25 protein-coding genes are annotated in these 23,618 nt (G+C 72.6%); 12 read left to right on the plus strand and 13 right to left on the minus strand.

Features of this window, described 5'->3' with window-relative positions; all coding sequences use genetic code 11:
* Positions 1 to 125 precede the first annotated feature (125 nt).
* Both DEJ25_RS11360 and DEJ25_RS11365 read right to left on the minus strand, forming a co-directional pair.
* Positions 126 to 1,049: a hypothetical protein gene (locus DEJ25_RS11360; protein ID WP_110904100.1), complete on the minus strand. Its 924-nt coding sequence runs from the start codon at positions 1,047 to 1,049 to the stop codon at positions 126 to 128.
* Between the two features lie 61 nt (positions 1,050 to 1,110).
* Positions 1,111 to 1,983 (minus strand): alpha/beta hydrolase, encoded by an 873-nt coding sequence (locus tag DEJ25_RS11365; protein WP_110904099.1) that lies wholly within the window; start codon positions 1,981 to 1,983, stop codon positions 1,111 to 1,113.
* A 78-nt stretch (positions 1,984 to 2,061) separates the two neighbouring features.
* Between DEJ25_RS11365 and DEJ25_RS11370 the strand changes: the two genes are divergently transcribed.
* The 3 genes from DEJ25_RS11370 (at position 2,062) to DEJ25_RS11380 (ending at position 4,487) form a co-directional block, all read left to right on the plus strand.
* On the plus strand, positions 2,062 to 3,219 hold the full coding sequence (locus DEJ25_RS11370) for an inorganic phosphate transporter (RefSeq protein ID WP_111044738.1): 1,158 nt from the start codon (positions 2,062 to 2,064) through the stop codon (positions 3,217 to 3,219).
* A complete protein-coding gene (locus tag DEJ25_RS11375) occupies positions 3,216 to 3,485 on the plus strand; it encodes a hypothetical protein (RefSeq protein WP_110904097.1) in 270 nt (89 codons plus the stop codon). The genes DEJ25_RS11370 and DEJ25_RS11375 overlap by 4 nt, the downstream gene beginning before the upstream one ends.
* Before the next feature lie 69 nt (positions 3,486 to 3,554).
* Positions 3,555 to 4,487, plus strand: coding sequence for an acetamidase/formamidase family protein (locus DEJ25_RS11380; RefSeq protein ID WP_111044739.1), 933 nt, complete (start codon positions 3,555 to 3,557; stop codon positions 4,485 to 4,487).
* A gap of 108 nt (positions 4,488 to 4,595) precedes the next feature.
* On the opposite strand, the gene DEJ25_RS11385 is transcribed toward DEJ25_RS11380, so the two are convergent.
* Complete coding sequence (locus tag DEJ25_RS11385) at positions 4,596 to 5,321, minus strand: SDR family NAD(P)-dependent oxidoreductase (RefSeq protein WP_111044740.1); 726 nt, start codon at positions 5,319 to 5,321, stop codon at positions 4,596 to 4,598.
* Between the two features lie 201 nt (positions 5,322 to 5,522).
* On the opposite strand from DEJ25_RS11385, the gene DEJ25_RS11390 reads away from it, so the two are divergent.
* Positions 5,523 to 5,987 (plus strand): MarR family winged helix-turn-helix transcriptional regulator, encoded by a 465-nt coding sequence (locus DEJ25_RS11390; RefSeq protein WP_111044741.1) that lies wholly within the window; start codon positions 5,523 to 5,525, stop codon positions 5,985 to 5,987.
* Positions 5,988 to 5,992: 5 nt separating this feature from the next.
* Positions 5,993 to 7,342 (plus strand): MFS transporter, encoded by a 1,350-nt coding sequence (locus DEJ25_RS11395; protein ID WP_111044742.1) that lies wholly within the window; start codon positions 5,993 to 5,995, stop codon positions 7,340 to 7,342.
* A gap of 39 nt (positions 7,343 to 7,381) precedes the next feature.
* Here the strand turns inward: DEJ25_RS11395 and DEJ25_RS11400 are convergent, their stop codons facing one another.
* Positions 7,382 to 8,275 carry an alpha-E domain-containing protein gene (locus DEJ25_RS11400; protein ID WP_111044743.1) on the minus strand — a complete coding sequence of 298 codons (894 nt, stop codon included), beginning with the start codon at positions 8,273 to 8,275 and terminating at the stop codon, positions 7,382 to 7,384.
* Positions 8,276 to 8,440: 165 nt separating this feature from the next.
* Between DEJ25_RS11400 and DEJ25_RS11405 the strand changes: the two genes are divergently transcribed.
* Together DEJ25_RS11405 and DEJ25_RS11410 are read left to right on the plus strand one after the other, a co-directional pair.
* Entirely contained in the window at positions 8,441 to 8,947 is a 507-nt protein-coding gene (locus DEJ25_RS11405; protein WP_110904092.1) for a MarR family winged helix-turn-helix transcriptional regulator, read from the plus strand.
* Positions 8,948 to 8,973: 26 nt separating this feature from the next.
* Positions 8,974 to 9,162 carry a hypothetical protein gene (locus tag DEJ25_RS11410; protein WP_110904091.1) on the plus strand — a complete coding sequence of 63 codons (189 nt, stop codon included), beginning with the start codon at positions 8,974 to 8,976 and terminating at the stop codon, positions 9,160 to 9,162.
* Between the two features lie 7 nt (positions 9,163 to 9,169).
* Here DEJ25_RS11410 and DEJ25_RS11415 read toward each other — a convergent pair whose 3' ends face one another.
* The 6 genes from DEJ25_RS11415 to DEJ25_RS11440 form a co-directional block, all read right to left on the minus strand.
* A complete protein-coding gene (locus DEJ25_RS11415; protein WP_375334557.1) occupies positions 9,170 to 10,102 on the minus strand; it encodes an NAD(P)-dependent oxidoreductase in 933 nt (310 codons plus the stop codon).
* Positions 10,103 to 10,147: 45 nt separating this feature from the next.
* A complete protein-coding gene (locus tag DEJ25_RS11420; protein ID WP_258366479.1) occupies positions 10,148 to 11,122 on the minus strand; it encodes a M23 family metallopeptidase in 975 nt (324 codons plus the stop codon).
* Positions 11,106 to 11,507, minus strand: a complete 402-nt coding sequence (locus tag DEJ25_RS17045; RefSeq protein WP_110904090.1) for a hypothetical protein — start codon at positions 11,505 to 11,507, stop codon at positions 11,106 to 11,108. The genes DEJ25_RS11420 and DEJ25_RS17045 overlap by 17 nt, the downstream gene beginning before the upstream one ends.
* Positions 11,508 to 11,607: 100 nt before the next feature.
* Positions 11,608 to 12,348 carry a 1-acyl-sn-glycerol-3-phosphate acyltransferase gene (locus DEJ25_RS11430; protein WP_111044744.1) on the minus strand — a complete coding sequence of 247 codons (741 nt, stop codon included), beginning with the start codon at positions 12,346 to 12,348 and terminating at the stop codon, positions 11,608 to 11,610.
* A gap of 73 nt (positions 12,349 to 12,421) precedes the next feature.
* Positions 12,422 to 14,281, minus strand: coding sequence for a DNA helicase RecQ (recQ, locus tag DEJ25_RS11435; protein WP_111044745.1), 1,860 nt, complete (start codon positions 14,279 to 14,281; stop codon positions 12,422 to 12,424).
* 9 nt (positions 14,282 to 14,290) lie between these two features.
* Positions 14,291 to 15,427, minus strand: a complete 1,137-nt coding sequence (locus tag DEJ25_RS11440; protein WP_146240673.1) for a CPBP family intramembrane glutamic endopeptidase — start codon at positions 15,425 to 15,427, stop codon at positions 14,291 to 14,293.
* Positions 15,428 to 15,463: 36 nt separating this feature from the next.
* Between DEJ25_RS11440 and DEJ25_RS11445 the strand changes: the two genes are divergently transcribed.
* Positions 15,464 to 16,372 carry an EamA family transporter gene (locus DEJ25_RS11445; protein WP_111044747.1) on the plus strand — a complete coding sequence of 303 codons (909 nt, stop codon included), beginning with the start codon at positions 15,464 to 15,466 and terminating at the stop codon, positions 16,370 to 16,372.
* Positions 16,373 to 16,420: 48 nt separating this feature from the next.
* Here DEJ25_RS11445 and DEJ25_RS11450 read toward each other — a convergent pair whose 3' ends face one another.
* Positions 16,421 to 16,852 (minus strand): GNAT family acetyltransferase, encoded by a 432-nt coding sequence (locus DEJ25_RS11450; RefSeq protein ID WP_111044748.1) that lies wholly within the window; start codon positions 16,850 to 16,852, stop codon positions 16,421 to 16,423.
* 133 nt (positions 16,853 to 16,985) lie between these two features.
* Here DEJ25_RS11450 and DEJ25_RS11455 point away from each other — a divergent pair, with 133 nt between their 5' ends.
* Together DEJ25_RS11455 and DEJ25_RS16735 are read left to right on the plus strand one after the other, a co-directional pair.
* Complete coding sequence (locus DEJ25_RS11455) at positions 16,986 to 17,792, plus strand: class E sortase (RefSeq protein ID WP_258366151.1); 807 nt, start codon at positions 16,986 to 16,988, stop codon at positions 17,790 to 17,792.
* Positions 17,789 to 17,965: a hypothetical protein gene (locus DEJ25_RS16735; RefSeq protein ID WP_181421606.1), complete on the plus strand. Its 177-nt coding sequence runs from the start codon at positions 17,789 to 17,791 to the stop codon at positions 17,963 to 17,965. The genes DEJ25_RS11455 and DEJ25_RS16735 overlap by 4 nt, the downstream gene beginning before the upstream one ends.
* A 20-nt stretch (positions 17,966 to 17,985) precedes the next feature.
* Here DEJ25_RS16735 and DEJ25_RS11460 read toward each other — a convergent pair whose 3' ends face one another.
* Both DEJ25_RS11460 and DEJ25_RS11465 read right to left on the minus strand, forming a co-directional pair.
* On the minus strand, positions 17,986 to 21,030 hold the full coding sequence (locus tag DEJ25_RS11460; protein WP_111044749.1) for an AAA family ATPase: 3,045 nt from the start codon (positions 21,028 to 21,030) through the stop codon (positions 17,986 to 17,988).
* A complete protein-coding gene (locus DEJ25_RS11465) occupies positions 21,030 to 22,199 on the minus strand; it encodes an exonuclease SbcCD subunit D (RefSeq protein ID WP_111044750.1) in 1,170 nt (389 codons plus the stop codon). The genes DEJ25_RS11460 and DEJ25_RS11465 overlap by 1 nt, the downstream gene beginning before the upstream one ends.
* A 191-nt stretch (positions 22,200 to 22,390) precedes the next feature.
* On the opposite strand from DEJ25_RS11465, the gene DEJ25_RS11470 reads away from it, so the two are divergent.
* Both DEJ25_RS11470 and DEJ25_RS11475 read left to right on the plus strand, forming a co-directional pair.
* The gene (locus DEJ25_RS11470) at positions 22,391 to 22,933 is read left to right on the plus strand and encodes a MarR family winged helix-turn-helix transcriptional regulator (protein ID WP_181427419.1); all 543 of its coding nucleotides are present in this window, start codon (positions 22,391 to 22,393) and stop codon (positions 22,931 to 22,933) included.
* A gap of 26 nt (positions 22,934 to 22,959) precedes the next feature.
* A complete protein-coding gene (locus DEJ25_RS11475) occupies positions 22,960 to 23,472 on the plus strand; it encodes a DinB family protein (RefSeq protein WP_111044752.1) in 513 nt (170 codons plus the stop codon).
* The last annotated feature ends 146 nt before the right edge of the window (positions 23,473 to 23,618 follow it).

Raw genomic sequence — 23,618 nt, forward strand, 5'->3', positions numbered from 1 at the left:
TCGTTCGTGGGCGGTTCCCCCCGGTCCCGGCCGGCCGATGGTTCCCCGAACAGGGTCGTCCCGTGCGAGACAGGACAGCGGCAGCCAGGCAGCGCCCGCCACGGCGGCGAGGACGCGCGTGGACGTCAGCGCGCCGGGCGGACCGCGTCGACGCCGGGCTGGACGGGGAACCAGGGCAGGTGCTCCTGCAGCCACAGCGAACCACCGCCGAGCGTGAACGTGTACTCGCCGGGGGCACGGTCGTACCGACGGGCGATCACGTCGCGGGAGTCGCTGTCCACGCCGTCACGCATCACGAGCGGGCCGCAGTCACGCGTCGTGAACGTCACGGCCGGGTGCGACGACCCGATCCCCCTGGTGGAGCGGCTGGAGATGGTGCTCCCCTCCGCCGACGTGACCGAACACGTGCGGTCCTGTGGGTGCGCGTCGTCGTACGCCGAGAGGGACAGCAGGGCCGGGAAGAGCTCCAGCGCCGGCACCATGACGACGAAGAGCAGCAGCCCGGTGAGCGTCCCCCGGACGACCCGGGGCCGGGTCTGGTGCGTGAGCTTGCCGAGCAGGTCCTGGTACTCCGCCCACGGTCTGGTCGCGTTCATCGACAGCCAGTCAGCGAGGACGTCGTAGTGGCGGTCGAACCGCCCCGCGAGGAAGGAGCCCTGGCCGTCGGTGACCCCGCTGACGCCGACGTGACCCGACAACCGCGGTTCGATGCGCACGATCTCCCCCGGCCGGACGACATGCGTGGGTGCGAATCCGGACCGGGCCTCGAGTCGGTCGGGGAAAACCCGGACGCGCGAGCGGAGTGACCGGACGCCGAGCAGGACCAGACCGATGCCGAGGACGACCGTGAAGGAGCCCGTGCCGATCCGGACGAGGTCCGCGTCGCCGTAGAACGCGGTGGCGGACAGGATCCGGACGCCCAGGGCCGTGATGCCCGCAGCGGCGGACGTCAGGGCGGCCGCGCCCCACGGACTCCGGCGGACGGTGGCGGTCGGCCGCGTCGGCCGTTCATGGCGCGCTCGGTACATGTACTCCCCCAGTGTGGTCATCTCGTGCCGTCGTGCTGTCGTGCCGTCCTGCTGTCGTGCCGTCCTGCTGTCGCGCCGCCGGTCAGCGCCCCGCGACGACTCGGTCGAGCCAGGCGACGAGGTCCACGACCACCTCGTCGCGGTTCGTCTCGTTGTAGACCTCGTGCCGCGCTCCCTCGTAGACGAGGACGGTGACGTCGGAGAGCCGTCCGCGCCGCCGGTAGGTCCGGGCGAGCAGCTCGACGGAACGGGGCCCGCCGAGGGAGTCCTCGGACCCGACCTGCAGCAGCATCGGCAGGTCGTGCGGGATCCGCCGACGGGGCAGCCCGAGCAGCCGCAAGGTGTCGGGCAGGCCGAAGAGGCCGAGGACGTCCGCCTCGACGGCCAGCGGGTCGAGACCGACGGCCTCGATGACCGCTCGGTCTCGGGTGAGCCACTCGTGCTTCGTCGGACCGGAGGCTGCGTGCCGCCGGTTCAGGTCCCCGCCGTTCATCAGTCCGGGCAGGCGGAGGGCGCTGGCCGACAGGACCACGCCGGCGTACTGCTCGGACGAGGTGTTCACGATCCGCTGCGCCATCAGGGACCCCCACGAGTGGCCGAGCAGCACGACGGGCAGACCGGGGTCGTCGGTCTTCGCCACCGCGGTCATCTGCTCGACGGCCGCGATCGCGGCGCGGAGGCCGCCGGGCCCGAGCCGCCCGAGTTCGCCGTGGTCGCCGTCCCACTGCGCCAGGCCGGTCCGCCCGTGCCCGCGGTGGTCGTTCGCGTGCACGGTCCACCCGGCTCGGACGAGGTCCTGTGCGAGGGGCTCGTACCGGAGGCCGTGCTCACCGACGCCGTGAGCGATCTGCACGATGCCCTTCGGCTTGCCCGCGCGCCACGTCGAGTAGACGATCTCGACACCGTGGGCGTCGGTGAACGAGGAGTCGCCTCGGGCAGCGGAGAACGTGGGCACGGCAGCATCCTGACAGACCGCGCACCTGTTCACCCGGCGTTCACGCGGCCGCTCGTCCGCGGGCCTAGCGTCTCGCGCATGGACGTCCTCGTCACCGTCGTGTTGGTGATCGTGGTGGCCCTCGTGTTCGACTTCACGAACGGGTTCCACGACACTGCGAACGCCATGGCCACCTCGGTGGCCACGGGTGCCCTCAAGCCCCGCACCGCCGTCCTCATCTCCGCCGTGCTCAACCTGGTCGGCGCGTTCCTCTCCACCGAGGTCGCGAAGACCGTCTCGCAGGGGATCATCCGCGAGGGCCAGGACGGCATCCACATCTCGCCGACGATGATCTTCGCGGGGCTCGTCGGCGCCGTGCTCTGGAACCTGGCGACGTGGTACTTCGGCCTGCCGTCGTCGTCCACGCACGCGCTGTTCGGTGGGCTGATCGGAGCGTCGATCATCGGTGCCGGGCTGCAGTCGGTCGACTGGGCCACGGTGGTCTCGAAGGTCGTGCTGCCGGCGCTGCTCTCCCCCGTCATCGCGGGCGTGATCGCCCTCGTCGCCACCTTCGTGGCCTACCGGCTGACGAAGAACGCCACGACGCACGGTGCCGCGACGGGCTTCCGGCACGGGCAGACGATCTCGGCGTCGCTGGTGTCGCTCGCGCACGGGACGAACGACGCGCAGAAGACGATGGGCGTCATCACGCTGACCCTGATCGCCGCGGGCTACCAGGGGCCGAGCACCGGCCCGGAGCTCTGGGTCATCCTGGCCTGTGGGCTCGCGATCGCCCTCGGCACGTACATGGGCGGCTGGCGGATCATGCAGACCGTCGGCAAGAAGATCTCCGACGTGCAGTCGCCGCAGGGCTTTGCGGCGGAGACGAGCTCGGCCGCGACGATCCTGGTGTCCTCGCACCTCGGCTTCGCGCTCTCGACCACGCACGTGACGAGCGGGTCGGTCATCGGCTCGGGCCTCGGCAAGAAGCTGGCGGACGTGCACTGGGGCGTCGTCGGCAAGATCGTGATCGCCTGGGTCATCACACTGCCGTCCGCCGCCGTCGTGGGCGGTCTCGCCACCTGGTTGGCCTCCACCTCGTCGATCGGCCTGGTCGTCGTGGCGCTGCTCGCCCTGGTCGGCGGGCTGACCTTCTTCGTGCTGGCCCGCCGCAAGCCGATCAGTGCGGACGACGTCCACGAGGGCACCACGGAGCGCGAGCCCGTGGCCGCCGGGAACCGAGGGAGGAACCGATGAGCATCGACTTCACCGCCATCGGCACCGTCGCGGGGGTCGGCTTCGTCGCCGCCGTCGGCGTGGTGCTGCTCTACACGCTCGGACTGCGGCTGCTCGGGACCGGCCAGCCCGCCGACTCCGGCGGCGAGCGCACGCAGTACTCCGAGGAGACACCGCGCTCCGGCACGACCCCGCCGGCGGCGTACCTCGGCGCGGGCGTGTGCTTCGCGGTGTGCATCGCGGCCGTCCTCACCGGCATCTGGATGACGATCCCGCAGTTCCACTGAGCGCCGGTACCCGTCCGAGACGCCGCGCCGGCGCCGCCCGCCCGGGGCCGCGCCTGCGATGATCGCCGGGTGACCCACCACCGCATCGACACCACTCCCGACACCGCCGTCGACGTGCTCACCGCCGAACGCAGACCGGTGCTGACCGTCGCTCCGGGCGACACCGTCACGGTGCACACCCTCAGCGCCGCCGGCTACACCGAACGCCTGCCGGCGCCGGGGGTCGAGGTCCCGACGCTCATCCCCTCCCGCCGCGGCCACTGCCTGCTCGGTCCGATCGCGGTCGCCGGTGCACGGCCCGGTCAGGTGCTCGCGATCCGGTTCGACGACCTGGTGCCGGACGACTGGGGCTACACCGGCTCGGGCGGCGTCGACACCCCGCTCAACCGCGCCCTCGGCCTGGCCGACCCGTCGACGCGCGGCCCGCTCCTGTGGGACGTCGACCCGACCGCTGGCACCGCACACAACCAACTCGGGCTCGGCGTGCGGACGGCCCCGTTCCTCGGCCTCGTCGGGCTCCCACCGGAGGCCACGGGCGAGCACTCCACGATCCCGCCGCGACCCCTCGGTGGCGGGAACATCGACTGTCGCGAGCTCGTCGCCGGAGCCACCCTGTACCTGCCGGTGAAGGTCCCGGAGGCGCTGCTCTCGCTCGGTGACGGCCACGCGGCACAGGGTGACGGCGAGGTCTCCGGCACCGCGGTCGAGTGCGGCATGACGACCACGATGACGCTGACGCTGCTGGACGACGTACCGGTCGCGGGCATCCACGCCGACACCCCTGCGGGACGCATCACGTTCGGGTTCGACGCGGACCTCAACGCCGCGACCACGACGGCCCTCGACCGGATGGTCGACTGGGTCGCCGGCTCGTACGGCATCACACGCGCCGAGGCGCTCGGCATGGCGAGCGTCGCGGTGAGCATGCGCGTCACCCAGATCGCGAACCGCACCTGGGGTGTGCACGCGCTGCTCCCGCGCGACGCGGTCCTGACGCGGTAGGCCGACCGGGTCGACCGGATGACGGACGGGAGGCCCGGCGGACGTGAGCGGGTCTGCTCACGTCCGCCGGGCCTCCCGTCCGGTCCCCGCGTCGCGCGGGTGCGCGGGTCAGTGCGCGGAGTACCCGCCGTCGACCAGGTGGTAGCTGCCGCTGATGAACGACGCCTGGTCGCTGAGCAGGAACAGGACGAGCGCGGCGACCTCGGCGTCGGTGCCGAGGCGTCCGGCGGCGTGCTGCGCCTCGAGCCCGGCGAGCTCGTCGCCGCTCAGCGAGGAGCGGACGAGCGGGGTGTCGATGAAGCCCGGGCCGACCGCGTTCGTGCGGACACCCTTGGCGGTGTACTCGAGCGCGGCGACCTTGGTGAGGCCGACGAGGGCGTGCTTCGACGCCACGGAGGCGGCGTTGTCCGCGATGCCGACGGAGTCGAGCACCGACGACATGTTCACGATCGCGCCGCCACCCGCCGCGAGGATCGCGGGGATCTCGTAGCGCAGCCCGGAGAAGACACCGTCGAGGTCGACGGCGCGGACGCGGTCCCACGCCTCGACGTCGTACTCGCCGATGGGCTGCGGCGCGGCGCCGATGCCGGCGTTGTCGACGGCGAGGTGCAGTGCCCCGTAGGTGTCGACGGCGAACCGGACCGCGCGCTCGTTGTCCGCGGCGATCGCCGAGTCGGCGGCGACGGCGGCTGCGGTGCCACCGGCCTGCTCGATCTCGGCGGCGACTCGCTCGGCGGTCCCCTGCCTGATGTCCGTGACGACGACGGAGGCTCCCGCCGCCGCGAGCTCCTTCGCGATCGACTCGCCGATGCTGCTGCCACCACCGGTGACGATGGCGACCTTGCCCCTCGAACCCGTTCATCCGTCCTGCTCCTCCCGTGCCTTCCTGCCCGTGTCGATTGGACGACACCCGTTGCCCAGAGCCCCGCTGTACGCCCGTCACGCCAGGGGTCGAGCGGACGTCGGACCGCGGATCTCCGCGTGGTCGGGTCAGGATGATTCGTTCGCTGAACTAATGAGTTAGGCTGATGACTCGTGACCGTCATCGACCCGCTCCCCACCACGACCCGTCGTCGCCGATCGCCCGATCCCTCTCTCGCCAGCGACGTCCGGATCGCCGTGAACCGGTTGTCGCGGACACTGCGGGCGCAGAAGGCCGACACGACCGTCAGCGATGCCCAGTTCTCCGCGCTCGCCCTGCTGCACCGCGAGGGCGCGATGACCCTCGCCGACCTCAGTCGTCACGAGGGCGTCACCCCGCCCTCGATGACGAAGACCGTCACCGCACTGATCGACCGCGGCCTGCTCACCAAGGACGACCACGGCGACGACCGCCGGAAGGTCCTGCTCTGCCCGACCGCCGACGGCGACGGCCTGGTCGTCGAGACCCGGCAGCGACGCGACGGCTGGCTCACCCCGCGTCTCGCTGCCCTCACCCCGGCGGAACGGAAGACGCTCACCGCCGCCACCGACATCCTCCGGAGGCTCGCCGCCCAGTGAGTGCCATGTTCCGGTCCCTCTCGGGACGCAACTACCGCATCTGGTTCGCCGGTGCCCTCGTGTCGAACATCGGCACGTGGATGCAGCGCACCGCCCAGGACTGGCTCGTCCTCACCCAGCTGACCCACGACGACGCCGTGGCCGTCGGGGTCACCATGGCGCTGCAGTTCGGTCCACAGCTGGTCCTGCTGCCCTGGACCGGCCTGGTCGCCGACCGCTTCGACCGACGCCGGATGCTCATGCTCACGCAGGGGCTGATGGGGTTGCTCGGCCTCGGGCTCGCCGTGATGGTCCTGACCGACACCGCGACGCTCTGGTCCCTCTACGGGTTCGCGCTCGCACTCGGCGTGGTCGCCGCGTTCGACACCCCGGTCCGCCAGGCATTCGTCTCCGACGTCGTGACGGGCGAGCAGGTCTCGAACGCCGTCGCGTTGAACTCGGCGTCGTTCAACGCCGCCCGGCTCATCGGACCCGCGGTCGCCGGTGTCCTCATCGCGGCGATCGGGTCCGGCTGGGTGTTCGTCATCAACGCGGGGTCGTTCCTCGCCGTGCTCCTCGCACTGCGGTTCGTCGACCCGCGACAGCTCGCCGACCGGGCGCGGCCCCCACGCGGCAAGGGACAGCTCGTCGCGGGCTTCCGGTACGTCCGGACCCGGCCGGACATCATCGTGGTGCTCTGCATGATCTTCGTCGTCGGGACGTTCGGTGTGAACTTCCCGATCTTCACCTCCACGATGGCACGCGTCGAGTTCCACCGCGGCGCGGGCGAGTTCGGGCTCCTCAACTCCGTGATGGCGGTCGGGTCGGTCCTCGGCGCGCTGCTCTCGGCGCGTCGGGAGGTCCCACGGATGCGCACGTTGACCATCGCGGCCGGCGGGTTCGGCCTCGCCTGCACCGCCGCGGCCGTCGCACCGACGTACTGGACCTTCGCGGTCCTGCTCGCCTTCGTCGGGCTGGCGTCCCTGACGTTCATGACCACCGCGAACGCCCTCGTGCAGACCACCACCGCGCCGGCGATGCGCGGCCGCGTGATGGCCCTCTACATGGCGGTCTTCGCCGGCGGGACACCGCTCGGCGCCCCGATCGTCGGCGCGGTCGCCGACGCCTGGGGCCCGCGCTGGGCGATCGGGGTCGGCGCCGCCTCGGGCTTCGTCGCCCTGGCGGTCGCCCTCGTGTGGCTCGTCCGGTTCCAACACGTCCGTCTGCGGTACGACGCTGACAACCGCCTGCACCTGGCCGTCACGCGGTCACTGCCCGTGGTCACCCCGGCGCCCGGCACCCGCGCAGCACGGGCAGCGGTGCGGCGTGACCTGGAGCACGACGAAGCGGTCGTGGAGCGCTCGAGCGCGGTCTGAGCCGAGGCGGCTCCGGGGATCCTGACCGTGACCGCTGCGTCAGTGCGCCGGTTCGGGCGCGGTGAACACCCGGCGGTCGAGCGCAGCCGTGATCGTCATCGCCGCTGCCGCCAGCCGGGAGCCCGCCGACCGTGCAGCGTCCACCGCGGTCTCCGGCGTCACCGTCTCGAGTTCGGCACGTGCCTCGCCGAACGCCCGGACCTCCGCCGCCAGGTGCACCCCGACCAGGTCGTCCAGGCACCCCTCACTGCGACGGGCCAGGAACAGCAGCGACCGGGGGCTGTGCTCGTCGAGCAGGAGGAACGTGGCCGCATCCGCGGTGGTGCTGCCGTGCCGGAACTCCCGGTGGAAGGCCTCGCCCGCTCCGCAGGCCCGCAGCGCGGTGGACCAGGAGGTCGCCGATCCGGGGTCGAGCAGGTCCGAGGCGAGCATCCGCGCGGTCACGGTCAGCCGGGTCAGCGACCGGCCGAGCGTGAAGAACTCCCACACCTCGTCGCGGCTGACGTCCCCGTCGACCACGCCGACCGCCAGGGCGCTGCGCTCGCGCACCCAGCCGAGGAACTCGTGCGCCTTCTCGCCGACGACCTTGCGGGGCAGCCGGGAGCGCGTCGTGTTGAGGCAGTCCCACAACTCGGTGGACACGACATCCCGGGCACGACGGGCGTCGTCCCGAGCGACGGCGACGGCTGCAGCGATCGAGGCCGGTTCGTGGCGGTCCAGGGCCAGGGCGTCGAGGGTCGCCGAGGGGCTGAGGTCCGTGTCCGGCATCACCGCCGCACCGACCACCGCCCGGAGGTCCCGACCGAGCCCCGGGTCGTCGTCGGTCGAGGGATCCCGCCGGGCCAGGTGCACGTCGAGCAGGCGCGCGACGACATCCGTCCGCTCGACCGCGCCCCCGACACTGTGGACGCTCCTGGCGAGTCGGTTCAGCACGGCGACACCTGCATGCGCTGAACCTACTGACGGCTCGTTGCCGGGGTGTTTCCGAGCCGCGTCACCGGTGTTGCGGGGGACACCGTCTGATGACTCCCTGGACGCTGAGCGTGCAACGCATCACGCTCGCTAGACAAACTAACTAGAGCGTCTAGCATTGCCCGTATGACTTCCGAGGTGACGACAGCAGCCCCGGGGTTCTGGTACGGCGAGGACTCCCGGGTCGACGCAGTGGACGTGTTGAACGCCCTGCGTCGCTACCGCACTGCCGAGAGCTCAGCCCAGCGTCGCGTGCGTGAAGAACTCGGGATCGGTGAGAACGCGTTGACGGCCCTGCGGGTGCTCGTCGACGCCGAGACCTCGGGGCGCACGGTCAACTCGAAGGAACTCGCGGAGCGCCTGGGCATCACCGCGGCGTCCACCTCGGCGCTCGTCGACCGCCTCGTCCGCTCCGGTCACGTCGAGCGGCACGCGGACCCGGCCGACCGTCGGGGTGTCATCCTCACCGCGACGGGCAAGTCGATGCGCCGGGCACTCGCCGTGATCGGTGACCTGGACTCCCGCGCCGTCGAGGTCGCGCAGCACCTGCCGCCCGAGGACATGGCCGTCGTCGTCGCGTTCCTGCAGCAGATGGCCGGCGCGGTCGACGAGACCGACGGCGACGAGTACTGACCGAGCGCCCGGCGTACGCTGACACGATGCGCGAGCCCGAGGACGACATGCCCGCCTCCGAACTCGACGCACGCGCGCGTGCGGACGCTGCACTCCGGCGGATCCGCGACGGGGCCGACCCCACTCGGGAGGCCTTCGACCTGGCGAACACGCTGAACGACGAGTCGGTCAGCCGGTTCGCTCGTCGCCTTCGGGACGTGTTCCGCCGGTCCTGACGAGCGGTCAGAACGCGGTGCCGACCGCCGCAATGTCGTCGCCGCCGTGCCCGGCAGCGCTGGCGTCCGCGTAGACCCGGCCGAGGGCGTCCAGCAGGGTCGTGTCGACGTCCGAGTCGCGCGCGGCGTCGGTGATCAGGCCGATGTCCTTCCGGAGGCCGTCGAGCGCGAACTGTGCCGGGAACTCCCCCGAGATCATGGCCGCGCCCTTGGTGTGGGCGTAGGCCGAGTCGCTGGCGGAGCCGTCGATCGCGTCGAGGAACAGCTGCGGGTCGAGCCCGAGCGCGCGGGCGATCGCCAACGACTGACCGGTCGCGGCGGTGATCGAGGCGATCCAGGCGTTCGCGGCCAGCTTCAACGCCGTGCCCTGACCGACCTGGTCCCCGGCACGGACGACCTTGGCACTGACGGCATCCAGCACCGGCTCGACGACCGAAACCGGGTCGTCCGCACCGGCGACGAGCATGGTCAGCTTGCCCTGCTCTGCCGGTGCCTTGGTGCCGAGCATCATCGCCTCGACCAGGGTGATGCCGTACTTCTGGGCGAGCTGCACGACGGTCTCGGTGCCGGCGACACCGATGGTCGACGCCTGCACCCACACGGCGTCCTGCGGAGCGTCCCCGGCAGCGTGCTCGAGGACGTCGACCACCGCGTCGGTGTCGAACAGGGTCAGCAGGACGACCTGTGCCTGCGACACGGCGTCGGCAGCGTCGGCGGCCACCGCTGCCCCGGACTCGGCGAGCGGCCGTGCACGCTCCTCGGTCCGGTTCCACACCGTGACGTCGTGCCCAGCACGGAGCAGCGACTGTGCGACGCCTGCTCCCATCGCTCCGGTTCCCAACACCGACACGCGCACCGTGGTCTCCTCACCGTGTGGCTCCCTGCCACGACGAACTCGACGGTACGCGGCTCCCCGGGGTGCTGGCGCAGCGCCGGCCAGGTCGTGGACGACGGCGGCCTGACCCCCGTCCGTGCAGGAGGAGTGTCAGCGGAGGAGCCCCCGTGCGGAGAGCCACGGCTCCGGGTCGACCGGGTGGCCGCCGAGGATCACCTCGAAGTGCAGGTGTGGTCCGGTGGAGACCCCGGTGCTGCCCACTGCGCCGAGGTGTTCCCCCACGCTGACCGACTGCCCGGGTCGCACACCGATGACCGACAGGTGTCCGTAGCGGGTCTCGGTGCCGTCCGGGTGTCGGAGCAGCACCTGGTTGCCGTAGCCGCCCAGCACCCCCGCGGACACGACCGTGCCGGACATCACCGCGAACACGGGCGTCCCGGTCGCCGCGGCGAAGTCGGTGCCCTGGTGCCTCGTGGAGCAGGCAACACAGCCGGCGACGTTCCGCCCACCGAAGTTCCCCGCCGACGGGATGGTGCCGGCGACCGGGCGGGCCGCCGCCTGGGTGGACCCGGGCAGTCGGGTGAGGACCACCCCGTCCGTGGTCCGTCCGACGACGGTGAAGTCCGAACGCGTCAGGGCGTCCGGCGAGGTGCCGACCACGCGGAAGTCCTGGGACCGCGGAGCCGGTACGACCACCACGGTCGGCGCGGCGACGGCCGACTGCGGGGCTGCCTCCGTGACGAGCAGACAGGTCGTGATCGCGACCGACGTCACCGCCAGCCTGCGCCGCCCCCACCAGTGGTCACGGACGTCCTGCACGGCGGAGACGGCCGAGGCGTGGACGAGGGCGACGGTGAGCGAGACACGTGGCCGGAGCGGTCGCCGGGTCACGGCCGAGCCGGACAGCCGGACCACGGAGGACCGGGCGGCGCGGAGCGACCCACCCCGGGCGGCGGCGACCTGAGCGGCCTCTTCGGCAGCCCGACGTGCTCGGCGGGATCCGTACTGGATCGGGGACGTCGGGCTGGCCAGGGACGTCGGGCTGGCCAGTGACGTCGGGCTGGCCAGGGACGTCGACCCGGTCGAGGACACGTCGCGGAACGCCCGATCAGACCCGGACGACACCGGTGGCGACGATCCGCTCGACCTCGACCGCGACGGCGTCGACCACCGCGCGGGTGACAGCGTCGACGACCGCCTCGACCAGGGGGAGCTGCTCGCGGCAGACGACGTGCTCGCGTGCGAGCGAGGCTCGGAGGCTGGCGGGGATCCCGTCGATGACCTCCACGAGGTCAGCGGGGACGACGGCAGCGGCGGGGGCGACGGGAGCCTCCGGAGCCTCGGCCGGCTCCGGAGCGGGGGCGTCGAGCGGTGATGCGGGCGTGCTGGCGACCGACACGGCAGCGCTCGCCATGGTGAGGCCGGCGGGAGCGTCCAGACGAGCGGTCGGTGCTGGTCCGGAGCGCTCGCTCCGCCGGGCGATCGCGTCGAAGAGGGGCGTCGAGGACATGGTGGGCCTTTCCCTGGAGGAGTTCGGGTGACCCGCCGATGCTGATCCGGACGAGCCGGATCGAGCATAGTATTTGTATTTCACATCCGCAATAGCGCTCTCAGTCGGGCTGCCCGTCCCCGCGGTCGTCGTGCTGCAGCATCCGCTTCACCCGCTCGACGATGGTCGCCGGCGGCTCGTTGTACACGCCGGCAGGCTCCTGTCCGCTGAGGGCCTGGATCGCCGCGGTCACCGCGTCGGTCGCCTGCCGCCGTGCGCGACCCGAGGTCGCGGCACCGAAGCCGGAGAGGTCGATCGGCTCGCCGAACTCGATCCGCACCCGAGCGAGCCTGGGCAGGCGCGACCCGACTGGCTGCACGTCCTCGGTCCCGGTGAGCGCGACCGGGACGACCGGGGCTCCGCTCGTCAGGGCGAGCCAGGCGACACCGGTCCGCCCCTTGTAGAGACGACCGTCGAGCGACCGGGTGCCCTCGGGGTAGATCGCGAACGCCTCACCCGCCTGGAGACGGGCGAGACCGAGGTCGAGGGCCTGCTGCGCTGCGGCTCCCGCGCCCCGCTCGACGCCGATCGCGCCGATCCCCGAGAAGAACGCCCGCGAGAGCGCACCCCGGAAGCCCGTCCCGGTGAAGTACTCCTGCTTCGCGAGGAACGACACCTTCCGTGGCGCCAGCAGCGTGATCGTCGGCGAGTCGACGAAGGACCGGTGGTTGCTCGCGAGGATCACCGGACCGCGCTTCGGGACGTTCTTCCGGCCGACCACCTCAGGCCGCCACAGCAGTCGTGCGAGGGGCGCCACCACGGCGCGCCCGAGCACGGTGGCGGACTTCGTCGAACCGGTCACACGGCCTCCTGTCGGACGGGAGTTCCCGAGTGTAACGACGGGCCCGGGGGCAGCATGCCCCGAGCGGCATGGGTCAGACCATGGCCGCCACGACGTCCAGGACGGCCCGACCGTAGGACTCGAGCTTCGCCGCACCGACGCCGGAGATCTCGGACAGTTCGTCGAGGTCGGACGGCTTCACGGCGGCGATCCCGCGCAGGGTGGCGTCGTTGAACACCACGTACGCGGGCACCCCCTGCTCGCGGGCCTGCCCGGCACGCCACTGCCGCAGGGACTCGAAGAGCGGCATGGCTTCCTGCGGCATGTCCGACACCACGGCAGAGCGCCGACTCCGACCGGCACGCGGGGCCTTCACCGGGTCGCGGCGCATCCGGACCTCGACCCGTCCGGCCAGGACCTCGGCGCTCGTCGGGCTGAGGACGAGCGTGCCGTACCCGTCACCGGACACGGCGACGTACCCCTGCGCGAGCAGCTGCCGGGCGACGGCCTTCCAGTCGGCGTCGGACAGGTCCTGGCCGATCCCGAACGTCGCGAGGGAGTCGTGTCCGAGCTCGGTCACGCGGGGCGACTGCTTGCCGGTGAGGATGTCCACCAGGTGGGCGACGCCGTAGCGCTGCCCACGCTCACGGTCGAGCCGCACGATGGTCGAGAGCAGCTTCTGCGCGGGCACCGTGCCGTCCCACGACTCTGGCGGGGCCAGGCACGTGTCGCAGTTGCCGCACGCGGACGACTCCTGCCCGAAGTACGCGAGCAGGCGCACTCGACGGCACTCGATCGTCTCGCAGAGCGCGAGCATGGCGTCGAGGTGCGCGCTGAGCTGCCGGCGGTGTGCGGCGTCGCCCTCGGACTGGTCGATCATCCGCCGCTGCTGCACGACGTCGTTCAGTCCGTACGCCAGCCACGCGGTGGCGGGCAGGCCGTCGCGCCCGGCACGTCCGGTCTCCTGGTAGTAGCCCTCCACCGACTTCGGCATGTCGAGGTGCGCGACGAAGCGGACGTCGGGCTTGTCGATGCCCATGCCGAACGCGATCGTGGCGACCATGACGATGCCGTCCTCGCGGAGGAACTGCGCCTGGTTGCGCTCGCGCACCCGGGCGTCGAGACCGGCGTGGTACGGCAGCGCGGCAATGCCCTGCTGCACGAGCGCGGCGGCGGTCCGTTCGACCGAGTTGCGGGACAGGCAGTAGACGATGCCCGCGTCACCGCTGTGCTCGGTGCGGATGAAGGTCAGGAGCTGCTGCAGCGCCCCGGTCTTCGGCTCGATCCGGTACTGGATGTTCGGTCGGTCGAAGTCGGCGACGAAGTGCGCGGCGTCGTCGAGTCCGAGCCGGGCGGAGATCTCGCGGTGGGTCTGCGGGGTCGCCGTCGCCGTCAGGGCGATCCGGGGGACGTCCGGCCAGCGCTCGTGGAGCACGCTGAGTTCCAGGTAGTCCGGACGGAAGTCGTGCCCCCACTGCGCCACACAGTGCGCTTCGTCGATCGCGAAGAGTGCTATCCGGGCCCGGTCGAGCAGGGAGCGGGTGGACTCGATCTTCAGTCGCTCGGGAGCCAGGTAGAGCATGTCGACCTGGCCGGTGACGACGTCACGCTCGACCCGGGCACGCTCGTCCGGAGCCTGCGTGGAGTTGAGGAAGGCGGCCCGGACACCGTTGGCGGCGAGGGCGTCGACCTGGTCCTGCATGAGGGCGATCAGCGGCGAGACGACCACCCCGATGCCGTCGCGGACGAGGGACGGGACCTGGTAGCAGAGGGACTTGCCGCCACCGGTCGGCATGAGGACGAGGGCGTCGCCGCCGGCGACCACGCGGTCGATGATCCGGGCCTGTTCGCCGCGGAACGCGTCGTACCCCCACACCCGGTGGAGCACGTCGAGGGCAGCAGACCGGGAGCCTGCCGACTCGACGCCGGGCACAGCGACACCAGTCGAACTCATGCAAGGAGCCTACGGCCGCGGGCCGACACCACCGGACTTCTCCACAGGCGCACCGACACCCGCCAGCACCGGGTCGCCGGACGTGCCCGTCTCGTCGCTGCGGGCGGGCGCGATCGACCAGCCCGCGCCTCCCGGCCGGAGCCACTGGCGGCCACCCGCCCAGAGCGGCGTGCGCCCGCGGAACCGCGGCGCCTCCTGACCCGGGAACCGGCGGTCCAGCCGCCGCCAGTGCGCCATCAGCTCGACGAGCCCCCAGTACCCGACCGAGGTCGCGAGCGTCACGACGAAGCCCTGCCACGTGCCCTGCGCCCCCTCGCCGGTGAGGTCCACCTTCGACCACCCTGGCGCCTGCAGCACGAAGATCATGATGTTGTTGAGTGCGTGCTGGAGGACCGTCGCCTCGAGCCCCCCGGTCCGCAGCACGATGATCGCGGCGACCAGGCCGAACGAGCCGACGTCGAGGATGCCCCAGATGTTGTAGCCGTTCGGCACGTGCAGGACGGCGAACAGCACGGTCGACACCGCGACCGCGACGACCGCGCCGACGGCGCGGACCGGGATCCAGGAGCCGATCGTCTGCATGAGGAACCCGCGGAAGACGTACTCCTCGGCCGCGGCCTGGAACGGCACGAGCAGGACCACCAGCAGGATCGTCAGGGTCAGCGTCTGCAGCGTCACGGTCGACTGCCCGAGTTCAGCGGTGTTCCAGTGCAGGCCGCCATCGAACGCCAGGTACCCGAGGCCCTGGACCGCGAACATCACGATCGCGAGCACCAGGAGGGGCAGCAGGCACCAGCCGAGCCATCCCCAACGGATCCTGGTGCGCACCGACGACAGGAGCCCGTACGGACCGAGTCGGGCGATCTTCGCGGACAGCATGACCGCCGGCAGGAGCACCACGAGCGACACCAGCGTCAGCGACAGGACCAGCGGATCGGTCGGGTCGAGCGCGCCGGCGGACAGCTTCTCCGTCAGGTCGGTGAGCCCGGCCTGTCCGCGCTGCGCGCCGATCGGCACGAAGTACGCGATCGCGATGACGAACTGCGACGCCAGGTAGAAGCCGAGGAACACCGCCACCGCGACCAGTGGCCGCCACCACCGCCAGTTCGCATCGACACGGGGCAACCGGTGGTAGGGAACGCTCACGCCGTGCAGAGTACCGGTGCGGGCAGGATGGGACCCGTGATCACCGTCTTGCTCGGCCTCGGCGGCGCCCTCGTCTACGGCGCCGCCGACTTCCTCGGTGGGCTCGCGTCGCGCCGGGTCCGACCCGTGACCGTCGCGGCCGTCGCGGCCCTGGTCGGCCTGGTGCCGCTGCTGGTCGGCTTCGCGGTCCTCGGCGGGCGGTTCTCCGGACCGGCCACGGTCGCCGGCGTGGTGGCCGGGGTCTCCGGCGGGGTCGGCGTGCTCCTCCTCTACGCGGCGCTCGCGATCGGACCGATGAGCGTGCTGTCCCCGCTCACCGCCGTGTTCTCCGCGGTCGTCCCGGTCGTCGTCGCCCTGTTCCGAGGCACCGTGCTGTCACCGCTCGGGGTGGTCGCGCTCGTCGTGGCGGTGGTCGCGGTGGCGCTCGTCGCGGCCGTGCCCGATCCGGGAGGCGCTCGACTCACCCTCCGCGGTGTGGTCACCGCTGCGGTGGCCGGGTGCGGCTTCGGCGGTGTCGTCCTCGGCTACGACGCCGCACCCGCGGACTCCGGCGTCGCCACCCTGCTGGTCGCGCGGACGCTGCAGGTGGTGCTGCTCGGCACGGCGGCGCTGGTCACGCTGTGGATCCGGAAGGGAGGCTCGCCCGCCGTCACGACGACCACCGACGTCCGCCCCGCGGCCGGTCGGGTACGACCTCCGCGTGCCCTGGTGCTCGTGCTCGTCGGGTGCGGTGTGCTCGACGCGATGGCGAACGTGTTCATCCAGGCGGGGCTGCACTCGAGCGACGACCCCTCGACGCTGCCGGTGATCAGCGTCCTCAACGCGCTGTACCCGATCGGCACGGTGGTGCTCGCCGGCATCGTGCTCCGCGAACGGCTCACCGCACTGCAGACCACGGGGATCGGGCTGGCGTTCGCGGCGTCGGTCGGGCTCGCGCTGTCCTGACGGACCGGTTCCGCGCGATCCCGCCTGACCGTCCGCCTGCGGATCGGCTCAGGCCAGGTCGTCGCGGATCAGGCGTTTGCCCAGCGACACGGTGTGGTCGTCGGCGTACCCCAGCGACTCGTAGAACGCGATCACCCGCTCGTTCCCGGCGCGCACCTGCAGGTTGAGCTTGGGGCAGCCGAGGTCGGTGAGCAGCCGCTCGAACTCGCCCATCAGTCGCCGACCGAGTCCGCTGCCCTGCCGGTCCGGCGACACCGCCAGGTAGTTGACCCAGCCCCGGTGCCCGTCGAAACCGGCCATGCCGGCGGCGACCACGGCCTCCCGGTCGGTCGCCACCAGGAACAGCTCGGGCTGCACGGTGGCCTTCCGCGCGATGTCACGGCGTGGGTCGTTCCACGGACGGACCAGGCCGCAGGCCTCCCAGAGCGCGACGACGGCCTCGGTGTCGGCGGGGCGGAACGGACGGATGACGGACTCCATCTGCGCAACGGTACCGAGCATCCCGCCGTGGATCAGACGCCGATGCCGGACGGAGTTGTGGAAGGTGCCCGCAGCACGCCGTCGTCGTGGTCTGATAGACCTACTGCGCCGACCTCATCGATCCGGAGCCCCTGTGACCTCTCACGACACGCTGCCGTCGCGGCGCGATGCCCGCGACGACGACGGCACCGGACAGCCCCGACGTCGGCGTCCACGCCAGACCGTCGGCGGGACGCTCGTCGCCCTGCTCGCCGAGCTCCTGATCATCGCGGGTGCCGGGACCGGGCTCTACGTGATCTGGACCGCGTGGTGGACCGACGTCGTCGCGGTGAACGAGCAGACGAAGCTCGTGCAGACGCTCGACCAGCAGGAAACGAAGAAGGTCGTCGGCACCGAGCGCCGTGACGCAGCCCCCGTGCTCAGCGAACCGCCGGGGCTCTCCACGGTGTTCGGGACGATGCAGATCCCGCGCTTCGGCACCGACTACAACCGGCCCATCGGTGAGGGCACCGACCGCGAACAGGTCCTCAACACCATCGGCCTCGGCCACTACCAGGACACCGCGATGCCCGGCGCCGAGGGCAACTTCGCCGTCGCCGGCCACCGCGTCACCTACGGCAAGCCCCTGAACCAGATCGCCGACCTGAAGTCCGGCGATCCCATCGTCGTCCGGGTCACGGACGCGAAGACCAAGTTCGACGTCTGGTACGTCTACAAGGTCACCGACAGTCAGATCGTCACGCCCGACCACATCGAGACGATCGCACCGGTCCCGAACAAGCCCGGCGTGGAACCCTCCGCCGAGGACCGCTGGCTCACCCTCACCGCCTGCCACCCGATGTGGTCCGCCGCCCAGCGGTACGTCGTGCACGCGAAGATGGACTACTGGATGCAGGCGTCCGACGGCACGCCGAAGGAACTGACGGAGGCCGCCAAGTGATCTTCCCCCTCGTCTGGCGCGTGCTGCCCGGCCCCACCGCCGTGAAGGTGTTGGAGCTCCTCGTGCTCCTCGTCGCCATCGTCTTCGTGCTCTTCACGTGGGTCTTCCCGTGGATCGCGGCCGACATCCTGCCGCCGCCCGACGGGACCGTGGACGCGACACCGCACCCCTGACGCCCCCGCGGGTGCTCCGGTCAGACCGTGGTCGTGACGCGTGAGCCACCCTCGGGGGTCCGACGCACCGCGATGCGCTCCGGGATCCGCTGCTTGAGCTCCTCGACGTGACTGACGATGCCGACCTGGCGTCCGCCGGCGGTCAGGCGGGACAGCTGCCCGATGACGTCATCGAGGGTCTCCGGGTCGAGGGTGCCGAAGCCCTCGTCGACGAACAGCGTGCCGAGCGACACCCCGCCGGCCTCGGCCTGCACGACGTCGGCGAGCCCGAGCGCCAGGCAGAGCGAGAACGTGAAGGTCTCGCCGCCGGACAGGCTCCGCGGGTCCCGCGTGCTGTCGGTCAGGTGGTCGCGGACGGCCAGCGCCAGCCCGGTCCGGCGAGCCCGGGTGCCGGACTCCCGCTCGTCGGAGGTCTCGAGGGTGAACCGACCGGCGAGCATCGCCCGAAGTCGGTCGTTGGCCGCGGCGACGACGTCCTCGAACCGGCGCATCAGCACGTAGGTGCCGAGCGTGATGCCGGTCGGGTTGACGTGGCCAGCGGCGGCGGCGATGTCGGCGAGGCGGACCACGGCCCGGCTCTCGGCGCTCGTGGTCGCTCGCGCGTGCACGGCCCGGGCCAGGCCGGTGGCGCACTCGTCGGCTGAGCTCGCTCGGTCGGCTGCGGCCGCGGCGGCCCGGGTGGCGTCGTCGAGGGCGACGGCAGCGGCGTCCCGTGCGCCCTGCGCGGCGTCCCGGTCGAGCACGGTACCCGGGCCCGTCCCCGTCGACGAGTCGGCGGCGGCAGCGACCACCGCGGGCTCGGCGAGCCCGGCCTCCACCACGGCCTGCTCGCGGTCCGCCGCGGCGACGATCCCGCGCAACCGGTCGGCGTCGGTCCGGCTGAGCGCGGCCGCGCGGGCAGCGGTGACGTCGGTGAAGCCCTGGGCCTGCAGTGCGGCGTCGACCTCGGCCTTGCGGTCGGCGACCTCGCGCTCGGCGGCGGTCACGCGGTCGTCGAGGTCGGCCACCGTGCGGAGGACCGTCGCAGCGGCGGCGACCCGAGCGTCGACCTCGGCGAGGGTGGAGCCGTCGCGGGCGTCGATCTCTGCCGCGGCCCGCGCCTCGGTCCCCGCACCCGCCGCGACGGCCTGCTCGAGCACGAGGCGGACGCTGCGCCGGGCCTCGTCGACACGGGCCCGGTCCTCGTCCAGGCGGGACCGGTCGCCCTCGATCCGGTCGGCGAGCAGTCGGCTCCGGGTGACCAGGTCCGTGTGGTCGTCCTCGAGCGCGCGGGTCGCGCGGTCGTGGGCCTGCAACCGTCGCTCGTGCTCCTGGACCGCGGCGGCCGCAGCACGGGCGGTGGCCAGTCGCGCGTCGGCGTCGGTGCGCTGCCGGGCGACCGAGTCGTCGTCGTGCTCACCGACGGCCTCGGTCAGCCGGAGGAGTTCCGCCCGGGCGACGGCGTGGTCGGCGGTCGCAGCCGCGAGGCCCCGCTCGGCGTCGGCGCGTGCCGCGGCGGCGACGTCGATCTGTTCGGCGCTCGGGTGGTCGTCCTGCGGCCGGGCCACGGCCGGGTGCTCGATGGCACCGCACACCGGGCAGGGGTCCCCGGCGACGAGCGCTGCACCGAGTTCGCCGGCGAGCCCGGCGATGCGTCGGGCGCGCAGGTCGTTCTCGGTGGCGAGGGCGGCAGCGGCCGTCGTGGCGGCCTCCGTCACCGCGGCGGCCAGGTCTGAGGTCCGTCCGGACGCGACCCGGTGTGCGGCGAGCAGGACGGCCAGCTCCTGCGCCGTCTCCACCGCACGCGCGGCGGCGGGCGCGTCGGCAACGGCTCCCGCGGCCCGTCCGGCGGCCAGGACGATCTCGGCACGCTCGTCCGGGCGCACCCCGAGCGCGGTGGCGGCCTCGGCGAGTCGGGTCTGCGTCCGCTCGAGGTCGGTGGTGGCCGTCCGCACGGCGGAGACCCGCTGGTCGATGGACTGCTCGAGGTCGACCGGGTGCCGGACCTCGGACCGGACCGCCGCGAGCCGGTCATGCGTTTCCCGCGGAGTGGGATCGGTGACCTCGTGCCGGTCGCGCACGGCGGAGCGTTCCCCGACCAGCGCGGTCAGGCGGTCCTCGGCTGCGGCGGCTCCGTCCGCGACGGCGACGACCACCGCGGCGTGGTCGGCGAGGCCCAGGGCGGTGCGGTGTCCGGCGACCGCCGCGGCGTCGGCGGCGAGGGCCTCCTGACGGGCGAGCAGTGCGCGTCGTCGGTCGACGGCGGCGAGCCGCGTGGTCACGTCGTGCAGGTGGGCGACGGCGTGTTCGGCATCGGCCCGGGCACGCGTCCGCGCCTGCTCGAGCTCGGTCGCCGTCCGGTGCAGCGTGGCGACCACGTCGGTGGCGGTGGACTCGTCGGCATCGTCGTCCCCGGACGCTTGCCGGAACCGCCCGAGGGCGTCCCGTACCCGGGCGTCGGCTGCCTCGACCTCCGCGACGGCCGTGCGGCGCCGGGCGGCGAGCTCGTCGGCGGTCCGGTCGTAGATCGCGGTGCCGAACAGCGACTGCAGGAGTTTCCGGCGGTCTTCGCCGGGGGCGCGGAGGAACCGCGCGAACTCCCCCTGCGGCAGGACCACGGTCTGCAGGAACTGGTCCCGGTTCAGCCCGACCACGCGGGCGATCTCGACGCCGATCTCCGGCGCCCGGTGCGACATCGGCTCGCCGACCAGGTCGGACGGGTCGGCCAGCCGGAGGAGTTGCGCCGAGGACTGCTGCCGGATCGTGCCGGTCCCCCGCTGCTTCGGGCGGTCGTACGGCGGGGTGCGGCGGACGCGGTACACCCCGGCGCTCGTCTCGAAGACCAGGTCGACGAAGGGCTCCACCCTGGGGTCGGCGTGCTGGCTGTGCAGGCGGTCGGTGCTGGCGTCGCTGCCGGCGAGCCCGCCGTAGAGGGCGTAGACGACGGCGTCGATGATGGTCGACTTGCCGGAACCCGTCGGCCCCTCGAGCAGGAACACCCCCGAGGCGGCGAGGGACGCGAAGTCGATCGACACCAGGTCCGGGTAGGGACCGACAGCGCGGAGTTCCAGGCGGTGCAGGTACATCAGCGCGCCCCCTGCTCGGCGAGCGCGGCGGCCGCGGACTCGTACGCGTCGCGGAGGATCGCGAGCTCGACCTCGTCCGGCGCACCACCCGTCGCGTAGGTGACGAAGTCGGCGGCGACCTCCACCGGGTCGCTCGTCGCACTGACCGTCCGCGCAGCCGAGCGCTCCGGGGCGACCGCGGGCTCGTGCGTGATCGCGAGCGCGTGCGGGAAGCGGTCCTTCACGCGGGCGTACAACCGCTCCGGGTGCACGGTGTCGGTGACAGCGACCCGGACCCAGGCGTCGACGTGTTCGGCGAAGGCCCCGGACTCGATCTGCCCGATGCTGCCGCGGACGTCCACGAGCCGTCGGGGCACCGGGGTCGGCAGGAGGTCCACCGTCACGGACCCGTCCGCTGCCAGCTCGACGAGGGTCACGGACTTGGTGTGGTTCCGCTCGCCGAACGAGAACGCCAGCGGCGAGCCCGCGTACCGGATGCGGTCCCCCGTACCGACCCGCTGTGGTCCGTGCAGGTGTCCGAGGGCGACGTAGTCGATGCCGTCGAAGGTGGACTCGGCGACCCGGTCGACCCCACCGACCCGGATGTCCTGCTCGCTGTCGCTGGCCAGGGCTCCACCGACGAAGGCATGCGCGACGACGACCGAACGCGTGCCCGGGCGACCGGCGAGGTCGGCTCGGACCAGGTCCGTCGCGGCCCCGACGACCGCCTGGTGCGAGCGGGCGAGTGGCTCGTCCGGCACCGGGGCGAGCGCGTAGCGGACCATGTCGGGCTGCAGGTAGGCCAGGCCGTACACGGCGACCGGGCCACCCCCGTCGGCGGCGTCCACCAGCACCGGTTCCGCCAGTCGGGACGGCTCGGCGAGGATCCGCACGCGGTCGCTCATCACGCCGGCGCCGAACCCGAGTCGGACGGCGGAGTCGTGGTTGCCGGGCGTCACGACGACCGTCGCCGTCTCGGACAGGCGTTCGAGCACACGCGAGAGCATCCGGACCGCCTCCACCGGCGGGATGGCCCGGTCGTAGACGTCACCGGCGACCACGACCAGGTCGACCGCGCGCTCGCGGACCACCTGCACGAGGTGGTCGAGGAACGCCGCCTGGTGCTCGAGCAGGTCCGCCCCGAGCAGCGTGCGTCCGAGGTGCCAGTCGCCCGTGTGCAGGATCCGCATGCGAGCCACGGTAACGGCCGCCGGGGACATCGCCGGGCGCCCCCTCCTGTTGGGGGTGGAACGCACAGGCACGAAGGCGCAGCATGATGACCACGGCGACTGTCCCGAGTCGCCCGTCGACCGTCCACCGCGGTCCCTGGCGAGAAGAGCGACACCCCCGCATGCGCGACTCCCGAGCGCCCGTCCCCATCGTGCCTGAAGTACTGCCCGACGCGCTGCCCGATCCGCTGTCCGGTGCCCTGCCGGTGCCCGTGAGCCCGGACGTGCAGCCCACCCCGCCGGTCCCCGCCGCCGCCGAGGACGACCTCGCCGACCTCATGGTCGCGTTCCGCTCGTTCCAGATGCACCACGCCCGTGTGCTCGCCCGCGAGAGCGCCGCGCGCGGACTCAACGCGACCGACACCCGCTTCGTGCTCTTCCTGGCCGCCACCGGCACGGGCGTCACCCCGAAGCAGGCCGGCGAGCACCTGGAACTGTCCACGGGCGCGATGACCTCGCTGATCGACCGGCTCGAGCGGCACGGGCACATCCGCCGTGGGCCGAACCCGGACGACCGCCGCAGTCTGCTGCTCCGCCTCACCCCGTCCGGCGCCGCGGTCGCGCAGCAGATCGGTGGCGTCTACTCGGCGGCTGCCCGGGAGGTCGTCGCCCCCGCTGACCGCGCCCGCCTCGCCACCCAGTTCACGCTCCTCGGCGAAGCCCTCGCCCGCCACTCCCGAGCCGCCAGCCTCTGACCGAGGTGCGGCGTACGGTCGGACTCATGACCACTCCCGCCGAACTCCTCGTCGAAGCGTTCTCCCGCGTACCCGAGACCGTCGGACGTGCCGTCGACGGCCTGTCGGAAGACCAGCTCGCCTCCCGCCCGGCCGCCGGTGCCAACACGCTCGCCTGGCTCGCCTGGCACATCGCCCGCGGTCAGGACTCGCAGATCGCCGCTCTCGCCGGCACCGAACAGGTCTGGACGGCCGACGGCTGGGTCGAGCGCTTCGGCCTGCCGTTCCCCGCCGAGGCGCTCGGGTACGGCATGTCCCGTGACGACGTCGGCCGTGTCCGCGCGTCGGCCGAGCTCCTGACCGGGTACCTCGGCGCGGTGCACGAGCGCACCGTCGCCTACCTGCACACCCTGTCGCCCGAGGACTTCGAGACCGTCGTCGACGAGGCCTGGGATCCGCCGGTGACCGTCGGCGTGCGCCTGGTCAGCATCCTCGACGACTGCGTCCAGCACGCCGGACAGGCGGGCTACGCGCGCGGCGTGCTGTTCTTCAACCGCTGACACGACGGACGGGAGGCACGGTACCAGCTGGTACCGTCCCTCCAGGCACGGCCGCCACGCCGCTGGCGCGTCGTGTCGGAACCGGCTGGTGGGGCCCACCTCCCGTCCGTCGAGTGGTCGTTCCGGACGCCGCGTCGTGGTCGAGA

It is taken from the genome of Curtobacterium sp. MCPF17_011 (assembly GCF_003234145.1).
In the GTDB taxonomy this organism is placed as follows: domain Bacteria; phylum Actinomycetota; class Actinomycetes; order Actinomycetales; family Microbacteriaceae; genus Curtobacterium.